Here is an 18,263-nt window from a genome sequence, read left to right on the forward strand (position 1 = left end):
CGGAATTCTCCCCCAGGCCATGGCTGGCCACAATGGCCGGGCCCACCGCCGGCCAGGGCACTCCGGCCAAAAGCCAGGGCGCCTCAGAACTGCCGCGCCAGGCTGAGCGCGATGCCGCCGGCCACCAGCAGGAACACCAGGCCGCAGGCGCCGTCGATGACCGGTACCGCCCGCAGCAGGCGCTGTTGCAGCGCCGGGCGGGTGAGGGTCACGCTGAGCAGGCTGAACCAGGCGAAGCCGGTGCAGAACAGCATGGCCGCCACCGCCAGCTTGCCGGGCACGGACATGTCCAGCGGGATCAGGCTGCTGAGCAGGGCGAGGAAGAACACCAGCGCCTTGGGGTTGAACAGGTTGGTCGCCAGGCCGCGCAGCCAGGGCCCCAGCGGCGAGGCCGGCAGCTCGCCGTCCAGGCGCCCTGCCCCGCCCGCGCCACGCCGCGACCAGGCGCGCAACGCGCCGATGCCAAGCCAGCCCAGGTAGAGCGCGCCAGCTCCCTGCAGCAGGCCGAACAGCACCGGCGAATGGCGCAGCAGTAGCGACACGCCGGTCAGCACCAGGGTGCCGTGGACCAGGATGCCGCAGGCCAGGCCCAGGGCGCTGAGCACACCGGCGCGGCGCCCCTGGTGCAAAGCGGTGCGCACCACCAGGGCGACATCCGGGCCCGGGCTGACCAGGGCGACGGCGAATACGGCGGTAAGCGTCAGCAAGGCGTGGGCCTCCTGCATGGCGGGATTCTCCAGGGGAAAGGGGGATCGGAGTGGGATCAGCGTTGGCGCAGGCGCGCCGGCGGCAGTCCGTAGGTGCGGCGGAACAGGCGGCTGAAGTGCGCCTGGTCGTAGAAGCCCAGGCTCAGCGCCACCTCGCTCAGCGGCTGGCCGGCGAGCACCCGCGGCAGGGCCCGCTCCAGGCGCAGCTGGGTCAGCCACTGGTGCGGCGGCAGACCGCAGTGGTTGCGGAAGCGCCGCAGCACCTGCCAGGGGCTGAGGTCGCAGAAGGCCGCCAGTTCGTCCAGCGTCGGCGGGCTCTCCAGACGCGATTCCAGCCAGTCGCGCAGGCGTCGCCAGGTCGCGGCGTCGAAGCCCTGGCGCGGCTCGCGGATGCGCAGGCTGGAGGCATGCCCGAGCAGCGTGGCCAGGCCCTGCCAGAGCCGGCCTTCCTGTTCCAGGCGCTCGCCTGCGGCCAGCACCTGGTGCAGGCCGTGCAGTTGCTGCCGCAGCTGTTCGTCGCGCAGCTGGCTGGCCAGCAGCCGCGGCGTACCCTGGCGGCCATCGCTGAGGCTGCGCGCGGCCTGCTCCAACCACTGCGGCTCGATGGACAGCACGCGGATGCGGTAGCCGCCGTCGCCCTCGCTGGCGCCGTCGTGGATGCTTTCCGGGCTCATCAGCAGGATGTCGCCGCCACCGGCCAGGCAACGCTCGCCGGCGTGCACGTAGCGCTGGCGACCGTCGAGCATCAGCCCGATGTGGTAGTCCAGGTGAAAGTGCCGGGGAAAGGCGAAACGGTGGTACTCGGCGTCGATGTAGCGCACGCCGGGCAGCCCGCTGCGGTGGTGTTCGATGCGTTCCATGGGCCTACTCTAGCGCCCGGGCGCCGGCAGGTCTTGGATAAAATTGCGCGGCCGGAAGGCGAATCGCGGACGGAGTCCGCTCCTACGGTCCGTCGTGAGGCATGGCGCTTCCCTGTAGGAGCGGACCTTGTCCGCGATAGCCGGACGTATCGGCGCGATTCGCGGATGAGATCCGCTCCTACGCCGCCCCACACGCGCCATTTCCTTGTAGGAGCGCGCCCTGCGCGCGAAATCGCGGGCAGGGCCCGCTCCTACAGGTCTTGCGTATCGCCTAGCGCTCCAGCGGCACTATGGCCATGGTCAGCCGCGAGATGCAGCTGGGCTTGCCGTCGTCGCCATGCAGGCGGATTTCCCAGACGTGGGTGGAGCGGCCGAGGTGCACCGCCTTCGCCACCGCCGTCACCCGCCCGCTGCGCAGGCCGCGCAGGTGGTTGGCGTTCACCTCCAGGCCCACGCAGTAGTACTTGCTGGTGTCGATACACAGGTAGCTGGCGGTGGAACCGACGGTCTCCGCCAGCACCACCGAGGCGCCGCCGTGCAGCAAGCCATAGGGCTGGTGGGTGCGCGCATCCACCACCATGCTGGCGGTCAGCGAGTCGTCGTCCACCGCCTCGAAGCGGATGTCCAGGACCTCGCCTATGGTCTTCTTCAGGTTGGCGTTGAGCGCCTCCAGGTCAGGCGTAGTGCGCCACTGGCTCATGCATTCACTCCCGGCAGTCAGTCATGCCACTGCACCGCTTCGCGGCGCTCGGCCCATTCGTTGAAACGCGCGCCGTAGGTGGATTCCACCACGTTGCGCTTGATCTTCAGAGTAGGCGTGAGGAAGCCGTTGTCCACGCTCCACACGTCCCTCACCAGCACCAGCCCGGCCAGGCGCTCGTGCTTGTCCAGCTCGCCGTTGACCTCCTCCACCAGCTGCCGCAGGCTCTCCTCCAGCTGCGAGCGCGAGCCGTTGGCGGCCTCCTGGCGGCCGACCTCGGACAGCACGCACAACCCCAGCGGCGCCACCAGGCCGTCGCCGACCACGCAGATCTGCTCGATGCGCGAATGCACCGCCAGGCGGTTCTCGATGGGCGCCGGGGCGACGTACTTGCCCTTGCCGGTCTTGAAGATTTCCTTGAGCCGGCCGGTCAGGCGCAGGTTGCTGTCGGCGTCCTGCTCGCCCTTGTCGCCGGTGCGCAGGTAGCCGTCCTCGGTGAGGGTCTCGGCGGTGCGCTCGGGGTCCTTGTAGTAGCCGAGCATGGTCGCGCCGCTGCGCACCTGCACCTCGCCCTCGTCGCTGATGCGCACTTCCACCCCGGGACTGGACTGGCCGATCCAGCCTTCGCGCTGCTTGCCCGGGCGGCACACATGGGAGTAGCCGCAGTTCTCGGTCATGCCGTAGACCTCCAGCACGCTCAGGCCCAGGCGCCTATACCAGTCGAGCAATGCCGGCGGCACCGGCGCCGCGCCGCACAGGGCGTAGCGCACCGCGTCCAGGCCGAGGCCGGCGAGTACCTTGCGCCCGACCAGGCGGCCGACGATGGGCAGACGCAGCAGGCGGTCGAGCTTCTGCGCCGGCATCTGCGCGTAGACGCCCATCTGGAACTTGGTCCAGATCCGCGGCACGCCGAAGAACACCGTGGGCCGCGCCCGGCGCATGTCGGCGATGAAGGTGTCCAGGCTGTCGGCGAAGAAGATCGTCTGCCCGGCGTAGATCGAGGCCATCTCCACGAACATCCGCTCGGCCACGTGGCACAGCGGCAGGTAGGACAGCAGGCGGTCCTCCTCGCCGACGCCGAACAGTTGCATGGCGTGGCTGGCGGCGAAGTCGAAGTTGGCGTAGGAATGCATCACGCCCTTGGGCGTGCCCGTGGTGCCGGAGGTATAGATGATGGTGGCGAGGCTGGCGGGGTCCGGCAGCGGCACCTCCTGCAGCGGCTCGCAGGCCTGCAGGTCGTCCCAGCTGTGGTCGAAGCGCCCTGCCGGATGCAGCGGCAGGGACACGCTGAGCACTTCGGCCGGCAGCCCGGGCGCCATCGCCGGCCAGTCGTCGAGCTTGCCGACGAAGGCAACCGCGGCTTCGGAGTGGCTCAGCACCTGGCGCGCCGATTCGGCGGTGAGGTTCGGGTACAGCGGCACCGAGACGTGCCCGGCCATCCAGATGGCGACGTCGGCGATGATCCAGTGCGCGCAGTTCTTCGAGATGATCGCCACGCGGCTGCCCGGCGGCAGTTGCAGGCTGCGCAGCCAGGCGGCTGCACGCCGCGCCTGGTCACCGGCCTCGCCCCAGGTGAGGCTATGCACCTGGCCGCCCGGCAACGGCTGGACCAGGTAGCGCTTGTCCGGATGGCGCGCCTCGCGTTGCAGGAATTGCTCGAGCGGAGAACGAATTTCAGTGACCACATGCCCCTCCTTTTTTGTTGTTCTAGAGGTGTAGCGATAGATCAACCAAGCACTTGCTTGGTCGAATATTCCATGCGTCCTACAGACTGGCAAGAAGGGATATGTGAACTTTTGTAGGGAGATGCTTCAGCAGCGCATGGCGCGTCCGACGGCGAACTGCTAAAAGCAGCGGCAGGCCCCTGTGGAAAGCTGCCCATGCCGTTCATCACCGACAGCGCGCTGGCCGAGTTGCCGCTGCTGTTCAACCTGCTCTGCGCCACCCTGTTCGGCGGTCTGATCGGCCTCAACCGCCAGTTGCACCACCGCCCCGCCGGGCTGCGCACCCACGCCCTCACCGCCCTGGCCGCGGCGCTGGCGATCACGGTGATCCAGCAGTTGCAGCCGGGCACCGCGGATGCCGCCAGCCGCGTGGCCCAGGGCGTGCTCACCGGCATCGGTTTCATCGGCGCGGGGGTCATCGTCCACCACGAGCGCCGCTACCGCGTCGAGGGGCTGACTACCGCCGCGACCATCTGGGTCTCGTCGATGCTCGGCCTGGCCTGCGGCACCGGGCACGTGCTGACCGCCGCCGTCGGCTTGGCGCTGACCTTGCTGATCCTGGTGCTGGGCAACCGCCTGGAGCAGCGCCTGGCTGGGCGCGGGCCGAACGACGACGTCAGCCTGACGGACGACGACAAGCCGAATTGACCCGCAGAAACGCCAAGGCCCCATGCGGGGCCCTGGCGGAACCATCAACCGCGTCCGGGATGGTAGAGGGAAACCAGCGTCATCAACCCCGCCAGCGGCCCCTCGCCTTCCAGCTCGGCCAGGGAAGCGGTGGCCATCGGCAGCGCCTCGTCGCGGCTGCCGTGCACCAGCAGCCCGCCCAGGGAGCCGATCAGCGGCTGGTGGCTGACCAGCAGCAGGTTGCGCTCGCTGCGGTTGTCGAGGAAGCGCAGCACGTCGCGCGGGTCGTCGTCCGGCGTCAGCCAGGGCGCGGTGCCCACCGCGCCGTCGAAGCCCAACGCCTCGCGCACCAGTTCGGCGGTCTGCTGGGCGCGCACGTAGGGGCTGGCCAGGATGCCGTCCAGCGGGTGGCCGGCCAGGTGCCCGGCGCTCTGCAGCACTTCCTTGCGGCCATGGGCGGTTAGCTCCCGCTCGGCGTCGCGGCGGGCCTGGGGCTCGGCCTGGCCGTGGCGCAGCAGCCAGATCCTCACAACTTCGGCTCCTCGTCGCGCACCGGGTGCGGCGCCGGCGGCACGGCATGGGCGGCCTCGCCCTCGGGGGCGCGGGCGGCCGGCCAGTCGGCGAAGGGCCAGGGCTTCTCGTCGCTGTTGAAGGTGCCGAAGCGGCCGATCTGCGCCAGGTACTGGCTGAGGCTGTCGCCGAAGGCCAGCAGGCTGGCGCTGGGCGCGCCGTAGATGATGCGGTAGACCAGCTGCACCACCACCACGGCGCCGAGCAGCATCTGCGCGACGTACCACACCAGGGCGAACAGCAGCATCCAGAGGATGCGCAGGGCCAGGGATTCCTTGTTCATACGGTCGGCCAAACGATCAGCGGACATGGGTATCTCCTCAGAAGCCACTGGTGGGAATGAAGTCGGTGTCGGTCTTCGGCTCGCCGCTCATCAGCGCCTGGATCACCTGGGCCAGGGTGCGCCCGCCAAAGAGGATGGCGTAGAGCCCGGCGACCAGCGGCATGTAGACGCCCAGTTCGTCGGCCTTGGCCTTGAGCACCTTGAGGGTGTTCACCCCTTCGGCGGTCTCGCCCATGCGGGCGACGGCGTCGTCGAGGCTCAGGCCCTCGCCCAGGGCGAAGCCGACCTGATAGTTGCGGCTTTTCGGTGACGAACAGGTGACGATCAGGTCGCCCACCCCGGCCAGGCCGAGGAAGGTCATGGGGTTGGCGCCGAGCTTGACGGCGAAGCGCGTCATCTCCGCCAGGGCGCGGGTGATCAGCATGCCCTTGGTGTTCTCGCCCATGCCCAGGGCCGCGGCCATGCCGGCGATGATGGCGTAGACGTTCTTCAGCGCGCCGCCCAGCTCGACGCCGAAGCGGTCGCCGCTGGCGTAGACGCGGAAGGTGCGGCCGTGCAGCGCTTCCTGCACGCGGCTGCAGAGCGCCTCGTCCTCGCTGGCGACCACGGTGGCGGTCAGCTCATGCTCGGCGATCTCGCGGGCCAGGTTCGGCCCGGAAATGACCGCGATGCGCGCGGCCGGGGCGATCTCCTCGAGAATCTGGCTCATCAGCTTGAAGCTCTGCGCCTCGATGCCCTTGGTCAGGCTGACCAGAGACTTGCCCGCCAGTTGCCCGGCGAAGGGCTCCAGCACCTTGCGCAGCGCGCTGGAGGGCACGGCGACGAAGATGAGTTCGCAATCGCTCAGGGTCGCTGCGAGGTCGGTGACCGGCTCGACGTTCTCGTGGATGCGCACGCCCTTGAGGTAGCGCGGGTTCTCGCGCAGGGCGCGGATGCTCGCGGCCTGCTCCTCGTCGCGCATCCATTGGCGCACGCGTTGGCCGTTCTCCGCCAGCAGGTTGGCGAAGGCGGTGCCGAAACTGCCGCCGCCCAGCACAGCGATCGGTTGCTGCTCAGTCATGTCACTTCCATCACGGGCCGCACGCGGGCGGCGATTGGGGCATTATAAGGCGCCACCGCCAGGCGGCCAGTGCACATCGCACGCTGGCAAAGCGCCCCGCCTCGTTTAACATCCGTACCCGTAGAAAACCGAGAACAGGGCCGTTCCGTGCACGCCACGCACCATCGCCAGAATCGACCAGCCGCCGGAGAGGCACGATGACTCCGCGCAAGGGCTGGAACATCCAGAACCGCATGCTCGCCATCAGCCTCGGCCCCGCACTGCTGCTGACCCTGCTGCTGACCGGCTACTTCACCTATTCGCGCCTGCAGGACCTGCGCCAGGAGCTCAACCACACCGGTCAGCTCATCGCCAACCAGCTCGCTCCGGCAGCGGAGTATGGCGTGCTTTCGGGCAACCTGCCGGTGCTGCAGAGCCTGCTGCGCACCACCCTGGGCACGCCGCACGTCCGCTTCATCGAGGTGCGCAACCGCAATGACGAGATTCTCGTCTACGCCGAGCAGCCGCCCAGCGACAACGGCCAGGTCGCGCCCAAGATCGAGGTGTTCCACGCCGCCATCCAGCGCGAGCACGTCGCCCCCGAGGTACCGGGCGACGCCGCCACGCTGCGCCACACACCGGGCCGCCAGGACCAGCCGGCCAGCGACGCCGACTACCTGGGCCGCGTGGTGGTGGGCATGGCCAACGACGCCTTCAGCGAACGCCAGCAGGAAATCCTCTTCAAGGCCAGCCTGCTGGCCTTCTTCGCCCTGCTGCTGACGCTGCTGCTGGCCCGCCGCCTGGCGCAGCGCCTGGCGGCGCCGATCAGCACCATGGCCAATGCGGTGCAGGCGATCCAGACCGGCGACTACCAGACCAGCCTGCCGGTGCTGGACAACGGCGAAGTCGGCGACCTCGCACGGCACATCAACAATCTGGCGCGCGGCCTGCAGCAGGCCAGCAAGGAGCAGGAACGCACCATCGCCCAGCTGGTGGCGGCCCGCGAGGAGGCCGAGCAGGCCAACCGCAGCAAGTCGGACTTCCTGGCGATGATGAGCCATGAGCTGCGCACGCCGATGAACGGTGTGCTGGGCATGCTGCAACTGCTCGAGACCACCGAACTCAACCACGAGCAGGCCGAATACACGGCGCTGGCCACCGAGTCCACCGAGCACCTGCTCAAGGTCATCAACGACATCCTCGACTTCTCGCGCATCGAGCGCGGCGCCCTGGAGCTGGAGCGCATCCCCTTCAACGTGCTGGAGCTGATCCAGGGCTCGCTGCTGGCCTTCCAGCACAGCGCCCAGCAACGCGGCCTGACGCTGCGCATGGACGTCCAGCCCGGGCTGGAGCACCTGGAGGTGCGGGGCGACCCGACGCGCCTGCGGCAGATCCTGGTCAACCTGCTGGGCAACGCGCTGAAATTCACCGAGGAGGGCGCCATCCGTCTGGAAGTCCGCTGGCAGGCCCTGGACGACGAAGTGCTGTGGCTGACCTGCGCGGTCAACGACAGCGGCATCGGCATCTCCCCGGAACGCCTGGAGCACATGTTCGAGGCCTTCAAGCAGGCCGACTCGTCCACCTCGCGGCGCTACGGCGGCACCGGCCTGGGCCTGGCCATCGCCCGCACCCTGGCCGAACGCATGGGCGGCACCCTGCAGGCATCCAGCGAGGAAGGCCTGGGCTCGACCTTCACCCTGGAGATTCCCCTGCCCTTCCAGGCGCGCAGCCTGGGCGCGGCCGAACGCGCCCTGCGCGCTTCGGAGCAGGCCACCGGCCAGTCGGTGCTGCTGGTGGAGGACAACCCGGTGAATCAAACGGTCATAGAAGCCATGTTGCGCAGCCTCGGCTATCGCGTCACTCTGGTCGGCGATGGCGCGCAGGCAGTACGCACGGCAGAACGCAACGAATTCGATGCCATCCTCATGGATTGCCGCCTGCCGCTGCTCAACGGCTACGAGGCCACGCGACAGATTCGCGCACTTCCCGGACGCCAGCAGGTGCCGATCATCGCCCTGACGGCCAATGCCCTGCAGGGCGATCGCGAGCTGTGCCTGGAGTCGGGCATGGACGATTACCTGGCCAAGCCGTTCAAGCGCGCTGATCTACAGAAAATTCTGCAGCGCTGGTTGACTTCCGGCCGTTGATCCGCGGGGCCTGTTCGCCCAAACTCGTGGGCCTGCGAGGCTGATCGGCAAAATGCACGCCCAGCTGGAGCAACGAGGCACCGAAAGAAAGTGAACAACCGTTCGCCCGGTGCTGTGACTTTAACCATCAGGCAATAGTCTATGACTAGGCTGCCGCAGGACGCCGCTACAAGAATGAGGCGCGCGGAGCCGCAGGACGACCGATTTCGCCCTGCCGTTCAGGATTTTTGAGGAGCTCGCATGACCAAACAACACGCCTTCACCCGAGAAGACCTGCTGCGCTGCAGCCGCGGCGAGCTCTTCGGCCCGGGTAATGCGCAACTGCCCGCCCCGAACATGCTGATGATCGACCGCATCACCCACATCAGCGACGTTGGCGGCAAGTATGGCAAGGGCGAACTGGTCGCCGAGCTGGACATCAACCCCGACCTCTGGTTCTTCGCCTGCCACTTCGAAGGCGACCCGGTGATGCCGGGCTGCCTGGGCCTGGACGCCATGTGGCAGCTGGTCGGCTTCTACCTCGGCTGGCAGGGCAACCCCGGCCGCGGCCGCGCCCTGGGTTCGGGCGAGGTGAAATTCTTCGGCCAGGTCCTGCCGACCGCCAAGAAAGTCACCTACAACATCCACATCAAGCGCACCATCAACCGTTCGCTGGTCCTGGCCATCGCCGATGGCAGCGTCAGCGTCGATGGCCGCGAAATCTACAGCGCCGAAGGCCTCCGCGTCGGCCTGTTCACCTCCACTGACAGCTTCTAAGGGTAATCCGCATGCGTCGCGTCGTGATCACCGGCCTGGGCATCGTATCCTGCCTGGGCAATGACAAAGACACCGTCTCCGCCAACCTGCGCGCCGGCCGTGCCGGTATCCGCCACAACCAGTCGTACGTCGACATGGGGCTGCGCAGCCACGTCTCCGGCTCGGTGAACCTCAACCTCGAAGAGCTGATCGACCGCAAGGTGTTCCGCTTCATGGGCGACGCCGCGGCCTATGCCTACCTGGCGATGGAACAGGCGATCAAGGACTCCGGCCTGACCGAAGAGCAGATCTCCAACCCGCGCACCGGCCTGATCGCCGGCTCCGGCGGCGCTTCCACCCTGAACCAGATGGAAGCCATCGACACCCTGCGCGAAAAGGGCGTCAAGCGCATCGGCCCATACCGCGTCACCCGCACCATGGGCAGCACCGTTTCCGCCTGCCTGGCCACCCCCTTCCAGATCAAGGGCGTGAACTACTCCATCTCCTCGGCCTGCGCCACCAGCGCGCATTGCATCGGCAATGCCATGGAACAGATCATGATGGGCAAGCAGGACGTGGTCTTCGCCGGCGGCGGTGAAGAAGAGCACTGGAGCCAGAGCTGCCTGTTCGACGCCATGGGCGCCCTCTCCACCCAGTACAACGACACCCCGGAAAAGGCCTCCCGCGCCTACGACGCCAAGCGCGACGGCTTCGTCATCGCCGGCGGCGGCGGCATGGTGGTGGTCGAGGAACTGGAGCACGCGCTCAAGCGCGGCGCCAAGATCTACGCCGAGATCATCGGCTACGGCGCCACCTCCGACGGCTACGACATGGTCGCCCCGAGCGGCGAAGGCGCCATCCGCTGCATGCAGCAGGCGCTGTCCACCGTCGATACCCCGATCGACTACCTGAACACCCACGGCACCTCCACCCCGGTGGGCGACGTGGCGGAAATCCGCGGCATCCGCGAAGTCTTCGGCGACAAGGCCCCGGCCATCAGCTCCACCAAGAGCCTGTCCGGCCACTCCCTGGGCGCCGCCGGCGTGCACGAGGCGATCTACTGCCTGCTGATGATGCAGGGCAACTTCATCGCCGGCTCCGCCAACATCGACGAACTGGACCCGGAAGTCGCCGACATGCCGATCCTGCGCGAGACCCGCGAGAACGCCAAGCTCGACACCGTGATGAGCAACAGCTTCGGCTTCGGCGGCACCAACGCCACCCTGGTGCTGCGCCGCTTCAACGGCTGATCGTTAGCTCGGTACGGAAAAGGCGCCCTTCGGGGCGCTTTTTTGTTGCCTGTGTTTCTTGGCCGCCAGAGGCCCGCTCACGCAGGTCACATAGCCATCCGCCGATGGCCCTGGCGCGGGAGCTGACGGCCTGCTGGCCGGATCGCGGATGAATCCGCTCCTACGGGATGCAGCCCCGTAGGATGGCGTTGAGCGAAGCGATACCCATCAGCGCCGTGGCCTTCACGGGCCCTGCCCGCGATTCGCGCGCAGGGCGCGCTCCTACAGGGGGAATGGTGCAGGTGGGGCGGCGTAGGAGCGGATCTCATCCGCGAAACGCGCCGGAACCGCCGGCAATCGCGGACAAGGTCCGCTCCTACGGGTGCAGGACATACCCTCGTAGGATGGCGTTGAGCGAAGCGATACCCATCGCCATGACCGGCCCAGGGCAAGCCGTAGGGCGAATAACCGTTCGCGGTTATCCGCCGATACACCGAGCGCCCAGACCACCCACGGAGCCGCCGGGGGCGTTATGCGCCCTACGCCAGGCGCTCTTGTAGGATGGCGTTGAGCGAAGCGATACCCATCGCCATGGCCTCGCGGACATAGCGCGGGTGGGGCGGCGTAGGCGCGGATCTTATCCGCGAAGTGCGCCGGGACCTCCGGTGATCGCGGACAAGGTCCGCTCCTACAGGGAGATGCGCCGGCTTTTCCGCGCCCCAAAAGCAAAACCCCCGACCAGCCAGGCTGATCAGGGGTTTTGGGATAGGTGCTTGACGATGACCTACTCTCACATGGGGAAACCCCACACTACCATCGGCGATGCGTCGTTTCACTGCTGAGTTCGGGATGGGATCAGGTGGTTCCAACGCTCTATGGTCGTCAAGCAATTCTTTCGGATGCTCGTGGCTTGCGCACACGCTCACCCTGATTCGGGTATGTGACAGGTCTTCTTTGCGGTTCACACGAACTTTCGGTTCGTCGACTTCACCGTCTAACACACAAATTGTTTGGGTGTTATATGGTCAAGCCTCACGGGCAATTAGTATCGGTTAGCTCAACGCCTCACAGCGCTTACACACCCGACCTATCAACGTCGTAGTCTTCGACGGCCCTTCAGGGGAATCAAGTTCCCAGTGAGATCTCATCTTGAGGCTAGTTTCCCGCTTAGATGCTTTCAGCGGTTATCTATTCCGAACATAGCTACCCGGCAGTGCCACTGGCGTGACAACCGGAACACCAGAGGTTCGTCCACTCCGGTCCTCTCGTACTAGGAGCAGCCCCTCTCAAATCTCAAACGTCCACGGCAGATAGGGACCGAACTGTCTCACGACGTTCTAAACCCAGCTCGCGTACCACTTTAAATGGCGAACAGCCATACCCTTGGGACCGGCTTCAGCCCCAGGATGTGATGAGCCGACATCGAGGTGCCAAACACCGCCGTCGATATGAACTCTTGGGCGGTATCAGCCTGTTATCCCCGGAGTACCTTTTATCCGTTGAGCGATGGCCCTTCCATACAGAACCACCGGATCACTAAGACCTACTTTCGTACCTGCTCGACGTGTCTGTCTCGCAGTCAAGCGCGCTTTTGCCTTTATACTCTGCGACCGATTTCCGACCGGTCTGAGCGCACCTTCGTACTCCTCCGTTACTCTTTAGGAGGAGACCGCCCCAGTCAAACTGCCCACCATACACTGTCCTCGATCCGGATAACGGATCAGAGTTAGAACCTCAAGCATGCCAGGGTGGTATTTCAAGGTTGGCTCCACGCGAACTGGCGTCCACGCTTCAAAGCCTCCCACCTATCCTACACAAGCAGGCTCAAAGTCCAGTGCAAAGCTACAGTAAAGGTTCACGGGGTCTTTCCGTCTAGCCGCGGATACACTGCATCTTCACAGCGATTTCAATTTCACTGAGTCTCGGGTGGAGACAGCGCCGCCATCGTTACGCCATTCGTGCAGGTCGGAACTTACCCGACAAGGAATTTCGCTACCTTAGGACCGTTATAGTTACGGCCGCCGTTTACCGGGGCTTCGATCAAGAGCTTCGCTTTCGCTAACCCCATCAATTAACCTTCCGGCACCGGGCAGGCGTCACACCCTATACGTCCACTTTCGTGTTTGCAGAGTGCTGTGTTTTTAATAAACAGTCGCAGCGGCCTGGTATCTTCGACCGGCGTGGGCTTACGCAGTAAATACTTCACCCTCACCGGCGCACCTTCTCCCGAAGTTACGGTGCCATTTTGCCTAGTTCCTTCACCCGAGTTCTCTCAAGCGCCTTGGTATTCTCTACCCGACCACCTGTGTCGGTTTCGGGTACGGTTCCTAGTTACCTGAAGCTTAGAAGCTTTTCCTGGAAGCATGGCATCAACCACTTCGCTCTCTAAAAGAAAGCTCGTCATCAGCTCTCGGCCTTGAACACCCGGATTTGCCTAAGTGCTCAGCCTACAACCTTAAACTTGGACAACCAACGCCAAGCTGGCCTAGCCTTCTCCGTCCCTCCATCGCAGTAACTAGAAGTACAGGAATATTAACCTGTTTCCCATCGACTACGCATTTCTGCCTCGCCTTAGGGGCCGACTAACCCTGCGTCGATTAACGTTGCGCAGGAACCCTTGGTCTTTCGGCGTGGGAGTTTTTCACTCCCATTGTCGTTACTCATGTCAGCATTCGCACTTCTGATACCTCCAGCAAGCTTCTCAACTCACCTTCACAGGCTTACAGAACGCTCCTCTACCGCGCATCTTGCGATGCACCCGTAGCTTCGGTGTGTGGTTTGAGCCCCGTTACATCTTCCGCGCAGGCCGACTCGACTAGTGAGCTATTACGCTTTAAAGGGTGGCTGCTTCTAAGCCAACCTCCTAGCTGTCTAAGCCTTCCCACATCGTTTACCACTTAACCACAACTTTGGGACCTTAGCTGACGGTCTGGGTTGTTTCCCTTTTCACGACGGACGTTAGCACCCGCCGTGTGTCTCCCACGCTGACACTTCCAGGTATTCGGAGTTTGCATCGGTTTGGTAAGTCGGGATGACCCCCTAGCCGAAACAGTGCTCTACCCCTGAGTGATACGTGAGGCGCTACCTAAATAGCTTTCGAGGAGAACCAGCTATCTCCGAGCTTGATTAGCCTTTCACTCCGATCCACAAGTCATCCCCTACCTTTTCAACGGGAGTGGGTTCGGTCCTCCAGTCAGTGTTACCTAACCTTCAACCTGCTCATGGATAGATCGCCCGGTTTCGGGTCTATACCCAGCGACTAAACGCCCTATTAAGACTCGCTTTCGCTACGCCTCCCTATTCGGTTAAGCTCGCCACTGAATATAAGTCGCTGACCCATTATACAAAGGTACGCAGTCACCCAACAAGTGGGCTCCCACTGCTTGTACGCATACGGTTTCAGGTTCTATTTCACCCTCTCCGGGGTTCTTTTCGCCTTTCCCTCACGGTACTGGTTCACTATCGGTCAGTCAGTAGTATTTAGCCTTGGAGGATGGTCCCCCCATGTTCAGACAACGTTTCACGTGCGCCGTCCTACTCGATTTCACTTCCTGGAACCTTTCACATACGGGGCTATCACCCACTATGGCCGCACTTTCCAGAGCGTTCTGTTAGATTCTAAGAAGCTTAAGGGCTAGTCCCCGTTCGCTCGCCACTACTAAGGGAATCTCGGTTGATTTCTGTTCCTCAGGGTACTTAGATGTTTCAGTTCCCCTGGTTCGCCTCACACACCTATGGATTCAGTGTGTGATAACCAGCTTATGCTGGCTGGGTTTCCCCATTCAGAGATCTCCGGATCAAAGTCTGTTTGCCGACTCCCCGAAGCTTATCGCAGGCTACCACGTCTTTCATCGCCTCTGACTGCCAAGGCATCCACCGTATGCGCTTCTTCACTTGACCATATAACCCCAAGCAATCTGGTCATACGTCTCGAACGTGAAGACGACATTCGCCGAAAATTCGCGCTTGAACTCGCAAATTTTACCTTGACTTGAACAATCCCCAGTGAAAGAGATCATTCAGTCTACTTCTATCACATACCCAAATTTTAAAGAACGGTTCCGGTACAAAGACCAGACAGCAAGGTTCGTTTCTTCGAACATTCCTGTCTGAGCTTTACGACGATTTGGAGATGGTGGAGCCAAGGAGGATCGAACTCCTGACCTCCTGCGTGCAAAGCAGGCGCTCTCCCAGCTGAGCTATGGCCCCAAATCACTACGATTTGGTGGGTCTGGGCAGATTCGAACTGCCGACCTCACCCTTATCAGGGGTGCGCTCTAACCGACTGAGCTACAGACCCATAAAGGGTTGCCTAATCGTCTAACCAGTGAATCAAGCAATTCGTGTGGGAGCTTATGAGAAAGCCGGGATCTTCGATTAAGGAGGTGATCCAGCCGCAGGTTCCCCTACGGCTACCTTGTTACGACTTCACCCCAGTCATGAATCACTCCGTGGTAACCGTCCCCCTTGCGGTTAGACTAGCTACTTCTGGAGCAACCCACTCCCATGGTGTGACGGGCGGTGTGTACAAGGCCCGGGAACGTATTCACCGTGACATTCTGATTCACGATTACTAGCGATTCCGACTTCACGCAGTCGAGTTGCAGACTGCGATCCGGACTACGATCGGTTTTCTGGGATTAGCTCCACCTCGCGGCTTGGCAACCCTCTGTACCGACCATTGTAGCACGTGTGTAGCCCTGGCCGTAAGGGCCATGATGACTTGACGTCATCCCCACCTTCCTCCGGTTTGTCACCGGCAGTCTCCTTAGAGTGCCCACCTTAACGTGCTGGTAACTAAGGACAAGGGTTGCGCTCGTTACGGGACTTAACCCAACATCTCACGACACGAGCTGACGACAGCCATGCAGCACCTGTGTTCCGATTCCCGAAGGCACCCTCGCATCTCTGCAAGGTTCCGGACATGTCAAGGCCAGGTAAGGTTCTTCGCGTTGCTTCGAATTAAACCACATGCTCCACCGCTTGTGCGGGCCCCCGTCAATTCATTTGAGTTTTAACCTTGCGGCCGTACTCCCCAGGCGGTCGACTTATCGCGTTAGCTGCGCCACTAAGATCTCAAGGATCCCAACGGCTAGTCGACATCGTTTACGGCGTGGACTACCAGGGTATCTAATCCTGTTTGCTCCCCACGCTTTCGCACCTCAGTGTCAGTATCAGTCCAGGTGGTCGCCTTCGCCACTGGTGTTCCTTCCTATATCTACGCATTTCACCGCTACACAGGAAATTCCACCACCCTCTACCGTACTCTAGTCAGGCAGTTATGGATGCAGTTCCCAGGTTGAGCCCGGGGATTTCACATCCATCTTACCAAACCACCTACGCGCGCTTTACGCCCAGTAATTCCGATTAACGCTTGCACCCTTCGTATTACCGCGGCTGCTGGCACGAAGTTAGCCGGTGCTTATTCTGTTGGTAACGTCAAAACAGCAAGGTATTAACTTACTGCCCTTCCTCCCAACTTAAAGTGCTTTACAATCCGAAGACCTTCTTCACACACGCGGCATGGCTGGATCAGGCTTTCGCCCATTGTCCAATATTCCCCACTGCTGCCTCCCGTAGGAGTCTGGACCGTGTCTCAGTTCCAGTGTGACTGATCATCCTCTCAGACCAGTTACGGATCGTCGCCTAGGTGAGCCATTACCCCACCTACTAGCTAATCCGACCTAGGCTCATCTGATAGCGTGAGGTCCGAAGATCCCCCACTTTCTCCCGTAGGACGTATGCGGTATTAGCGCTCCTTTCGGAACGTTGTCCCCCACTACCAGGCAGATTCCTAGGCATTACTCACCCGTCCGCCGCTGAATCCGGGAGCAAGCTCCCTTCATCCGCTCGACTTGCATGTGTTAGGCCTGCCGCCAGCGTTCAATCTGAGCCATGATCAAACTCTTCAGTTCAATACTGATCGGGTTTTGAGAAAACCCTAAACTTGGCTCAGCAATCGCAAAAAACTCTCGAATTCACGAGTGTTACTTGTGATGCTGATAATCTTGCGATCACCAGTCTTAACTCACAAGCACCCACACGAATTGCTTGATTCAACTTGTTAAAGAGCAGTTGGTTAAGGCTTTCGTCTCAACCGAGGCCGCGCATTCTACGCCAACCTCTTATTTCGTCAAGCGTTATTTTCAGAATTTTTCGTTCCTACTCAACCGCTTGCGCTGTTGATCGGCCGGAGCTTCTCGTCAGCGGGAGGCGCATTCTACAGCGTTCAAACTCGCTGTCAAGCACCTCGGCGACCTTCCTTTTCAGCTCGCTGCCGGAGCAGTTGTCGAACCCAAAGGCGGCGAGTGAATCACCTGCCTGACCACCACCCCAACTTCTAATCTGCTTAAGCGCTTGATTTTCAAGCTCTTTCAGTGCTTCGTCGCTGGGAGTGGTGCGCATTATAGGGAGTTAAAAACCCCCGTCAACGACTTTTTGAAACTTTTATTTCAGCGGCACGCTTTCCTGCAGCAGCGAGACCAGCGAGTCGAAGTCGTTCATCTGATAGAGCGGCAGGTACAGCTTCCTGACCGCGCCCCTCACCTGCCCTGCCGAGCCCATGTCGCCGCTGACCACCTTCCTCTTATAGGCAACCTGCTCGTCCTGGTGCCGGTACACGTCTTGCGCCGACATCCAGAACACGCCCTTCACGCAGGGCAGGTCGTACCAGTAGACGTAGGCGCACTTGTGCGCTCCCGGGCCGTTGACCACGAGCTCGCGCTGGGCGTTCAACTTGCCGGCGACGTCCAGCGTCATCGAGTGGGAATAACACTCGTAGGCCGGGTTGACCTTCTTCGAGATCCGCAGGAACGGCCGGAAGATGACCTTGAACTCCATCAGCAGCAGAACTTCGCCGGTCTGCACATGCCGCACCTGGAAATCCGGCATGTGCAATTCCTGCCGGTCGGCCCGTTCGATCACGAGCCCCGGAACGAGGGTATCCAGGACTTGCTGGAAGTAGGCCTCGAACACCGCCTCCAGCTCATTGCCCAGGTCGATGTCCGGGTTCTTGTCTATCTGCTTGAGCGTGGAGAGGTGAAACTTCTCGCATTCCCGGCAAACCGCATCGCCAGGTCTTTTCAGCGCCGGCGCGCCCTGCGCCTCATCGAGATACATCGTCTGGTAGTAGTGGCGTGACTCCTGCTGCCAGGCGAGCAGCCTGGAGTGCCCCGCCGGAACGCGGGCGACCAGCCCCGGCGGCAACGACTCCAGCAGGTTCTGGTACAGGTTGCAGGCCTTCCATGGATTCGACATGCGCACAGCTACTCCCTACAATCGACGCCCTTCAGTCATGCTACACGAAGAGATCGCACGTTCTTCATGATCAAGCTGCTCAATACCTACGAAGACCGCGACGAGGCGGAAGCCGCCGCCGAGAAGCTGACCGGCCCCAAGCGCCTGGCCAGCGAGCGCGACGACACCACCACCATCTACAATCTCTTCGGCGCGCCGACCTGGGGCAACTTCCTCCGCCTGGGCATGTACAACCTGGAGGAACTCAAGAGCCTGCTGGCCAACCGGGAAGGCTGGGATGGCGCGCAGCAGGCGCGCCATGCGGAAATCGCCCGGACCCTGGCCATCGTGGCCAAGAACTACGAGATCGAAGTTCCCGCCCACTGGCTGTAGCCCCCGGCTACAG

At 62.9% G+C, this 18,263-nt stretch carries 13 protein-coding genes, 2 tRNA genes and 3 rRNA genes; 5 read left to right on the forward strand and 13 right to left on the reverse strand.

Going from position 1 to position 18,263, the window contains the following annotated elements:
• Positions 1-83 precede the first annotated feature (83 nt).
• From IG194_RS02000 to IG194_RS02015, 4 genes are all read right to left on the reverse strand, one after another.
• On the reverse strand, positions 84-725 hold the full coding sequence (locus IG194_RS02000) for a LysE family translocator (RefSeq protein WP_058490262.1): 642 nt from the start codon (positions 723-725) through the stop codon (positions 84-86).
• A gap of 38 nt (positions 726-763) precedes the next feature.
• Complete coding sequence (locus IG194_RS02005) at positions 764-1,567, reverse strand: AraC family transcriptional regulator (RefSeq protein WP_009618550.1); 804 nt, start codon at positions 1,565-1,567, stop codon at positions 764-766.
• 271 nt (positions 1,568-1,838) lie between these two features.
• A complete protein-coding gene (locus IG194_RS02010) occupies positions 1,839-2,267 on the reverse strand; it encodes a hotdog fold thioesterase (RefSeq protein WP_009618548.1) in 429 nt (142 codons plus the stop codon).
• Between the two features lie 17 nt (positions 2,268-2,284).
• The gene (locus tag IG194_RS02015; protein ID WP_058490263.1) at positions 2,285-3,952 is read right to left on the reverse strand and encodes an AMP-binding protein; all 1,668 of its coding nucleotides are present in this window, start codon (positions 3,950-3,952) and stop codon (positions 2,285-2,287) included.
• Between the two features lie 195 nt (positions 3,953-4,147).
• Between IG194_RS02015 and IG194_RS02020 the strand changes: the two genes are divergently transcribed.
• Positions 4,148-4,639: an MgtC/SapB family protein gene (locus IG194_RS02020; protein ID WP_058490264.1), complete on the forward strand. Its 492-nt coding sequence runs from the start codon at positions 4,148-4,150 to the stop codon at positions 4,637-4,639.
• Between the two features lie 44 nt (positions 4,640-4,683).
• Here IG194_RS02020 and sixA read toward each other — a convergent pair whose 3' ends face one another.
• Genes sixA through IG194_RS02035 form a run of 3 tightly spaced genes read right to left on the reverse strand, consistent with a single transcriptional unit; the run spans position 4,684 to position 6,531 of the window.
• Positions 4,684-5,148, reverse strand: coding sequence for a phosphohistidine phosphatase SixA (gene sixA / locus IG194_RS02025; protein ID WP_043272187.1), 465 nt, complete (start codon positions 5,146-5,148; stop codon positions 4,684-4,686).
• Complete coding sequence (locus IG194_RS02030) at positions 5,145-5,471, reverse strand: DUF4389 domain-containing protein (RefSeq protein WP_371921149.1); 327 nt, start codon at positions 5,469-5,471, stop codon at positions 5,145-5,147. The genes sixA and IG194_RS02030 overlap by 4 nt, the downstream gene beginning before the upstream one ends.
• Before the next feature lie 37 nt (positions 5,472-5,508).
• Entirely contained in the window at positions 5,509-6,531 is a 1,023-nt protein-coding gene (locus IG194_RS02035; RefSeq protein WP_058490265.1) for an NAD(P)H-dependent glycerol-3-phosphate dehydrogenase, read from the reverse strand.
• A 197-nt stretch (positions 6,532-6,728) separates the two neighbouring features.
• Here IG194_RS02035 and IG194_RS02040 point away from each other — a divergent pair, with 197 nt between their 5' ends.
• The 3 genes from IG194_RS02040 (at position 6,729) to fabB (ending at position 10,642) form a co-directional block, all read left to right on the forward strand.
• Positions 6,729-8,657 carry an ATP-binding protein gene (locus IG194_RS02040; RefSeq protein WP_043314254.1) on the forward strand — a complete coding sequence of 643 codons (1,929 nt, stop codon included), beginning with the start codon at positions 6,729-6,731 and terminating at the stop codon, positions 8,655-8,657.
• 240 nt (positions 8,658-8,897) lie between these two features.
• Positions 8,898-9,413: a 3-hydroxyacyl-[acyl-carrier-protein] dehydratase FabA gene (gene fabA, locus IG194_RS02045; protein ID WP_009618534.1), complete on the forward strand. Its 516-nt coding sequence runs from the start codon at positions 8,898-8,900 to the stop codon at positions 9,411-9,413.
• An 11-nt stretch (positions 9,414-9,424) separates the two neighbouring features.
• On the forward strand, positions 9,425-10,642 hold the full coding sequence (gene fabB / locus IG194_RS02050; protein ID WP_009618533.1) for a beta-ketoacyl-ACP synthase I: 1,218 nt from the start codon (positions 9,425-9,427) through the stop codon (positions 10,640-10,642).
• A 750-nt stretch (positions 10,643-11,392) separates the two neighbouring features.
• Here fabB and rrf read toward each other — a convergent pair.
• The 6 genes from rrf to IG194_RS02080 all read right to left on the reverse strand — a co-directional run bounded on the left by rrf (position 11,393) and on the right by IG194_RS02080 (position 17,878).
• Positions 11,393-11,508 (reverse strand): 5S ribosomal RNA (rrf, locus tag IG194_RS02055).
• A gap of 134 nt (positions 11,509-11,642) precedes the next feature.
• Positions 11,643-14,521, reverse strand: a 23S ribosomal RNA gene (locus IG194_RS02060).
• Between the two features lie 233 nt (positions 14,522-14,754).
• Positions 14,755-14,830 (reverse strand) — tRNA-Ala (locus tag IG194_RS02065).
• A gap of 14 nt (positions 14,831-14,844) precedes the next feature.
• Positions 14,845-14,921, reverse strand: a tRNA-Ile gene (locus IG194_RS02070).
• Positions 14,922-14,999: 78 nt separating this feature from the next.
• A 16S ribosomal RNA gene (locus IG194_RS02075) occupies positions 15,000-16,536 on the reverse strand.
• Together the 16S, 23S and 5S rRNA genes with 2 tRNA genes alongside form the textbook arrangement of a ribosomal RNA operon.
• 532 nt (positions 16,537-17,068) lie before the next feature.
• A complete protein-coding gene (locus tag IG194_RS02080; RefSeq protein ID WP_058490266.1) occupies positions 17,069-17,878 on the reverse strand; it encodes a hypothetical protein in 810 nt (269 codons plus the stop codon).
• A 69-nt stretch (positions 17,879-17,947) separates the two neighbouring features.
• Between IG194_RS02080 and IG194_RS02085 the strand changes: the two genes are divergently transcribed.
• Complete coding sequence (locus IG194_RS02085; protein ID WP_024128624.1) at positions 17,948-18,250, forward strand: hypothetical protein; 303 nt, start codon at positions 17,948-17,950, stop codon at positions 18,248-18,250.
• Positions 18,251-18,263 lie beyond the last annotated feature (13 nt).

Origin of the sequence: Pseudomonas sp. ADPe (assembly GCF_014843515.1) — a bacterium.
Classification (GTDB): Bacteria; Pseudomonadota; Gammaproteobacteria; order Pseudomonadales; family Pseudomonadaceae; genus Pseudomonas; species Pseudomonas citronellolis.

Coding starts and splice junctions, on each gene's coding strand:
- fabB (WP_009618533.1), top strand. CDS start 9,425: ATGCGTCGCGTCGTGATCACCGGCCTGGGCATCGTATCCTGCCTGGGC.
- IG194_RS02010 (WP_009618548.1), bottom strand. CDS start 2,267: ATGAGCCAGTGGCGCACTACGCCTGACCTGGAGGCGCTCAACGCCAAC.
- IG194_RS02020 (WP_058490264.1), top strand. CDS start 4,148: ATGCCGTTCATCACCGACAGCGCGCTGGCCGAGTTGCCGCTGCTGTTC.
- IG194_RS02005 (WP_009618550.1), bottom strand. CDS start 1,567: ATGGAACGCATCGAACACCACCGCAGCGGGCTGCCCGGCGTGCGCTAC.
- IG194_RS02030 (WP_371921149.1), bottom strand. CDS start 5,471: ATGAACAAGGAATCCCTGGCCCTGCGCATCCTCTGGATGCTGCTGTTC.
- IG194_RS02040 (WP_043314254.1), top strand. CDS start 6,729: ATGACTCCGCGCAAGGGCTGGAACATCCAGAACCGCATGCTCGCCATC.
- IG194_RS02000 (WP_058490262.1), bottom strand. CDS start 725: ATGCAGGAGGCCCACGCCTTGCTGACGCTTACCGCCGTATTCGCCGTC.
- IG194_RS02035 (WP_058490265.1), bottom strand. CDS start 6,531: ATGACTGAGCAGCAACCGATCGCTGTGCTGGGCGGCGGCAGTTTCGGC.
- fabA (WP_009618534.1), top strand. CDS start 8,898: ATGACCAAACAACACGCCTTCACCCGAGAAGACCTGCTGCGCTGCAGC.
- IG194_RS02080 (WP_058490266.1), bottom strand. CDS start 17,878: ATGTCGAATCCATGGAAGGCCTGCAACCTGTACCAGAACCTGCTGGAG.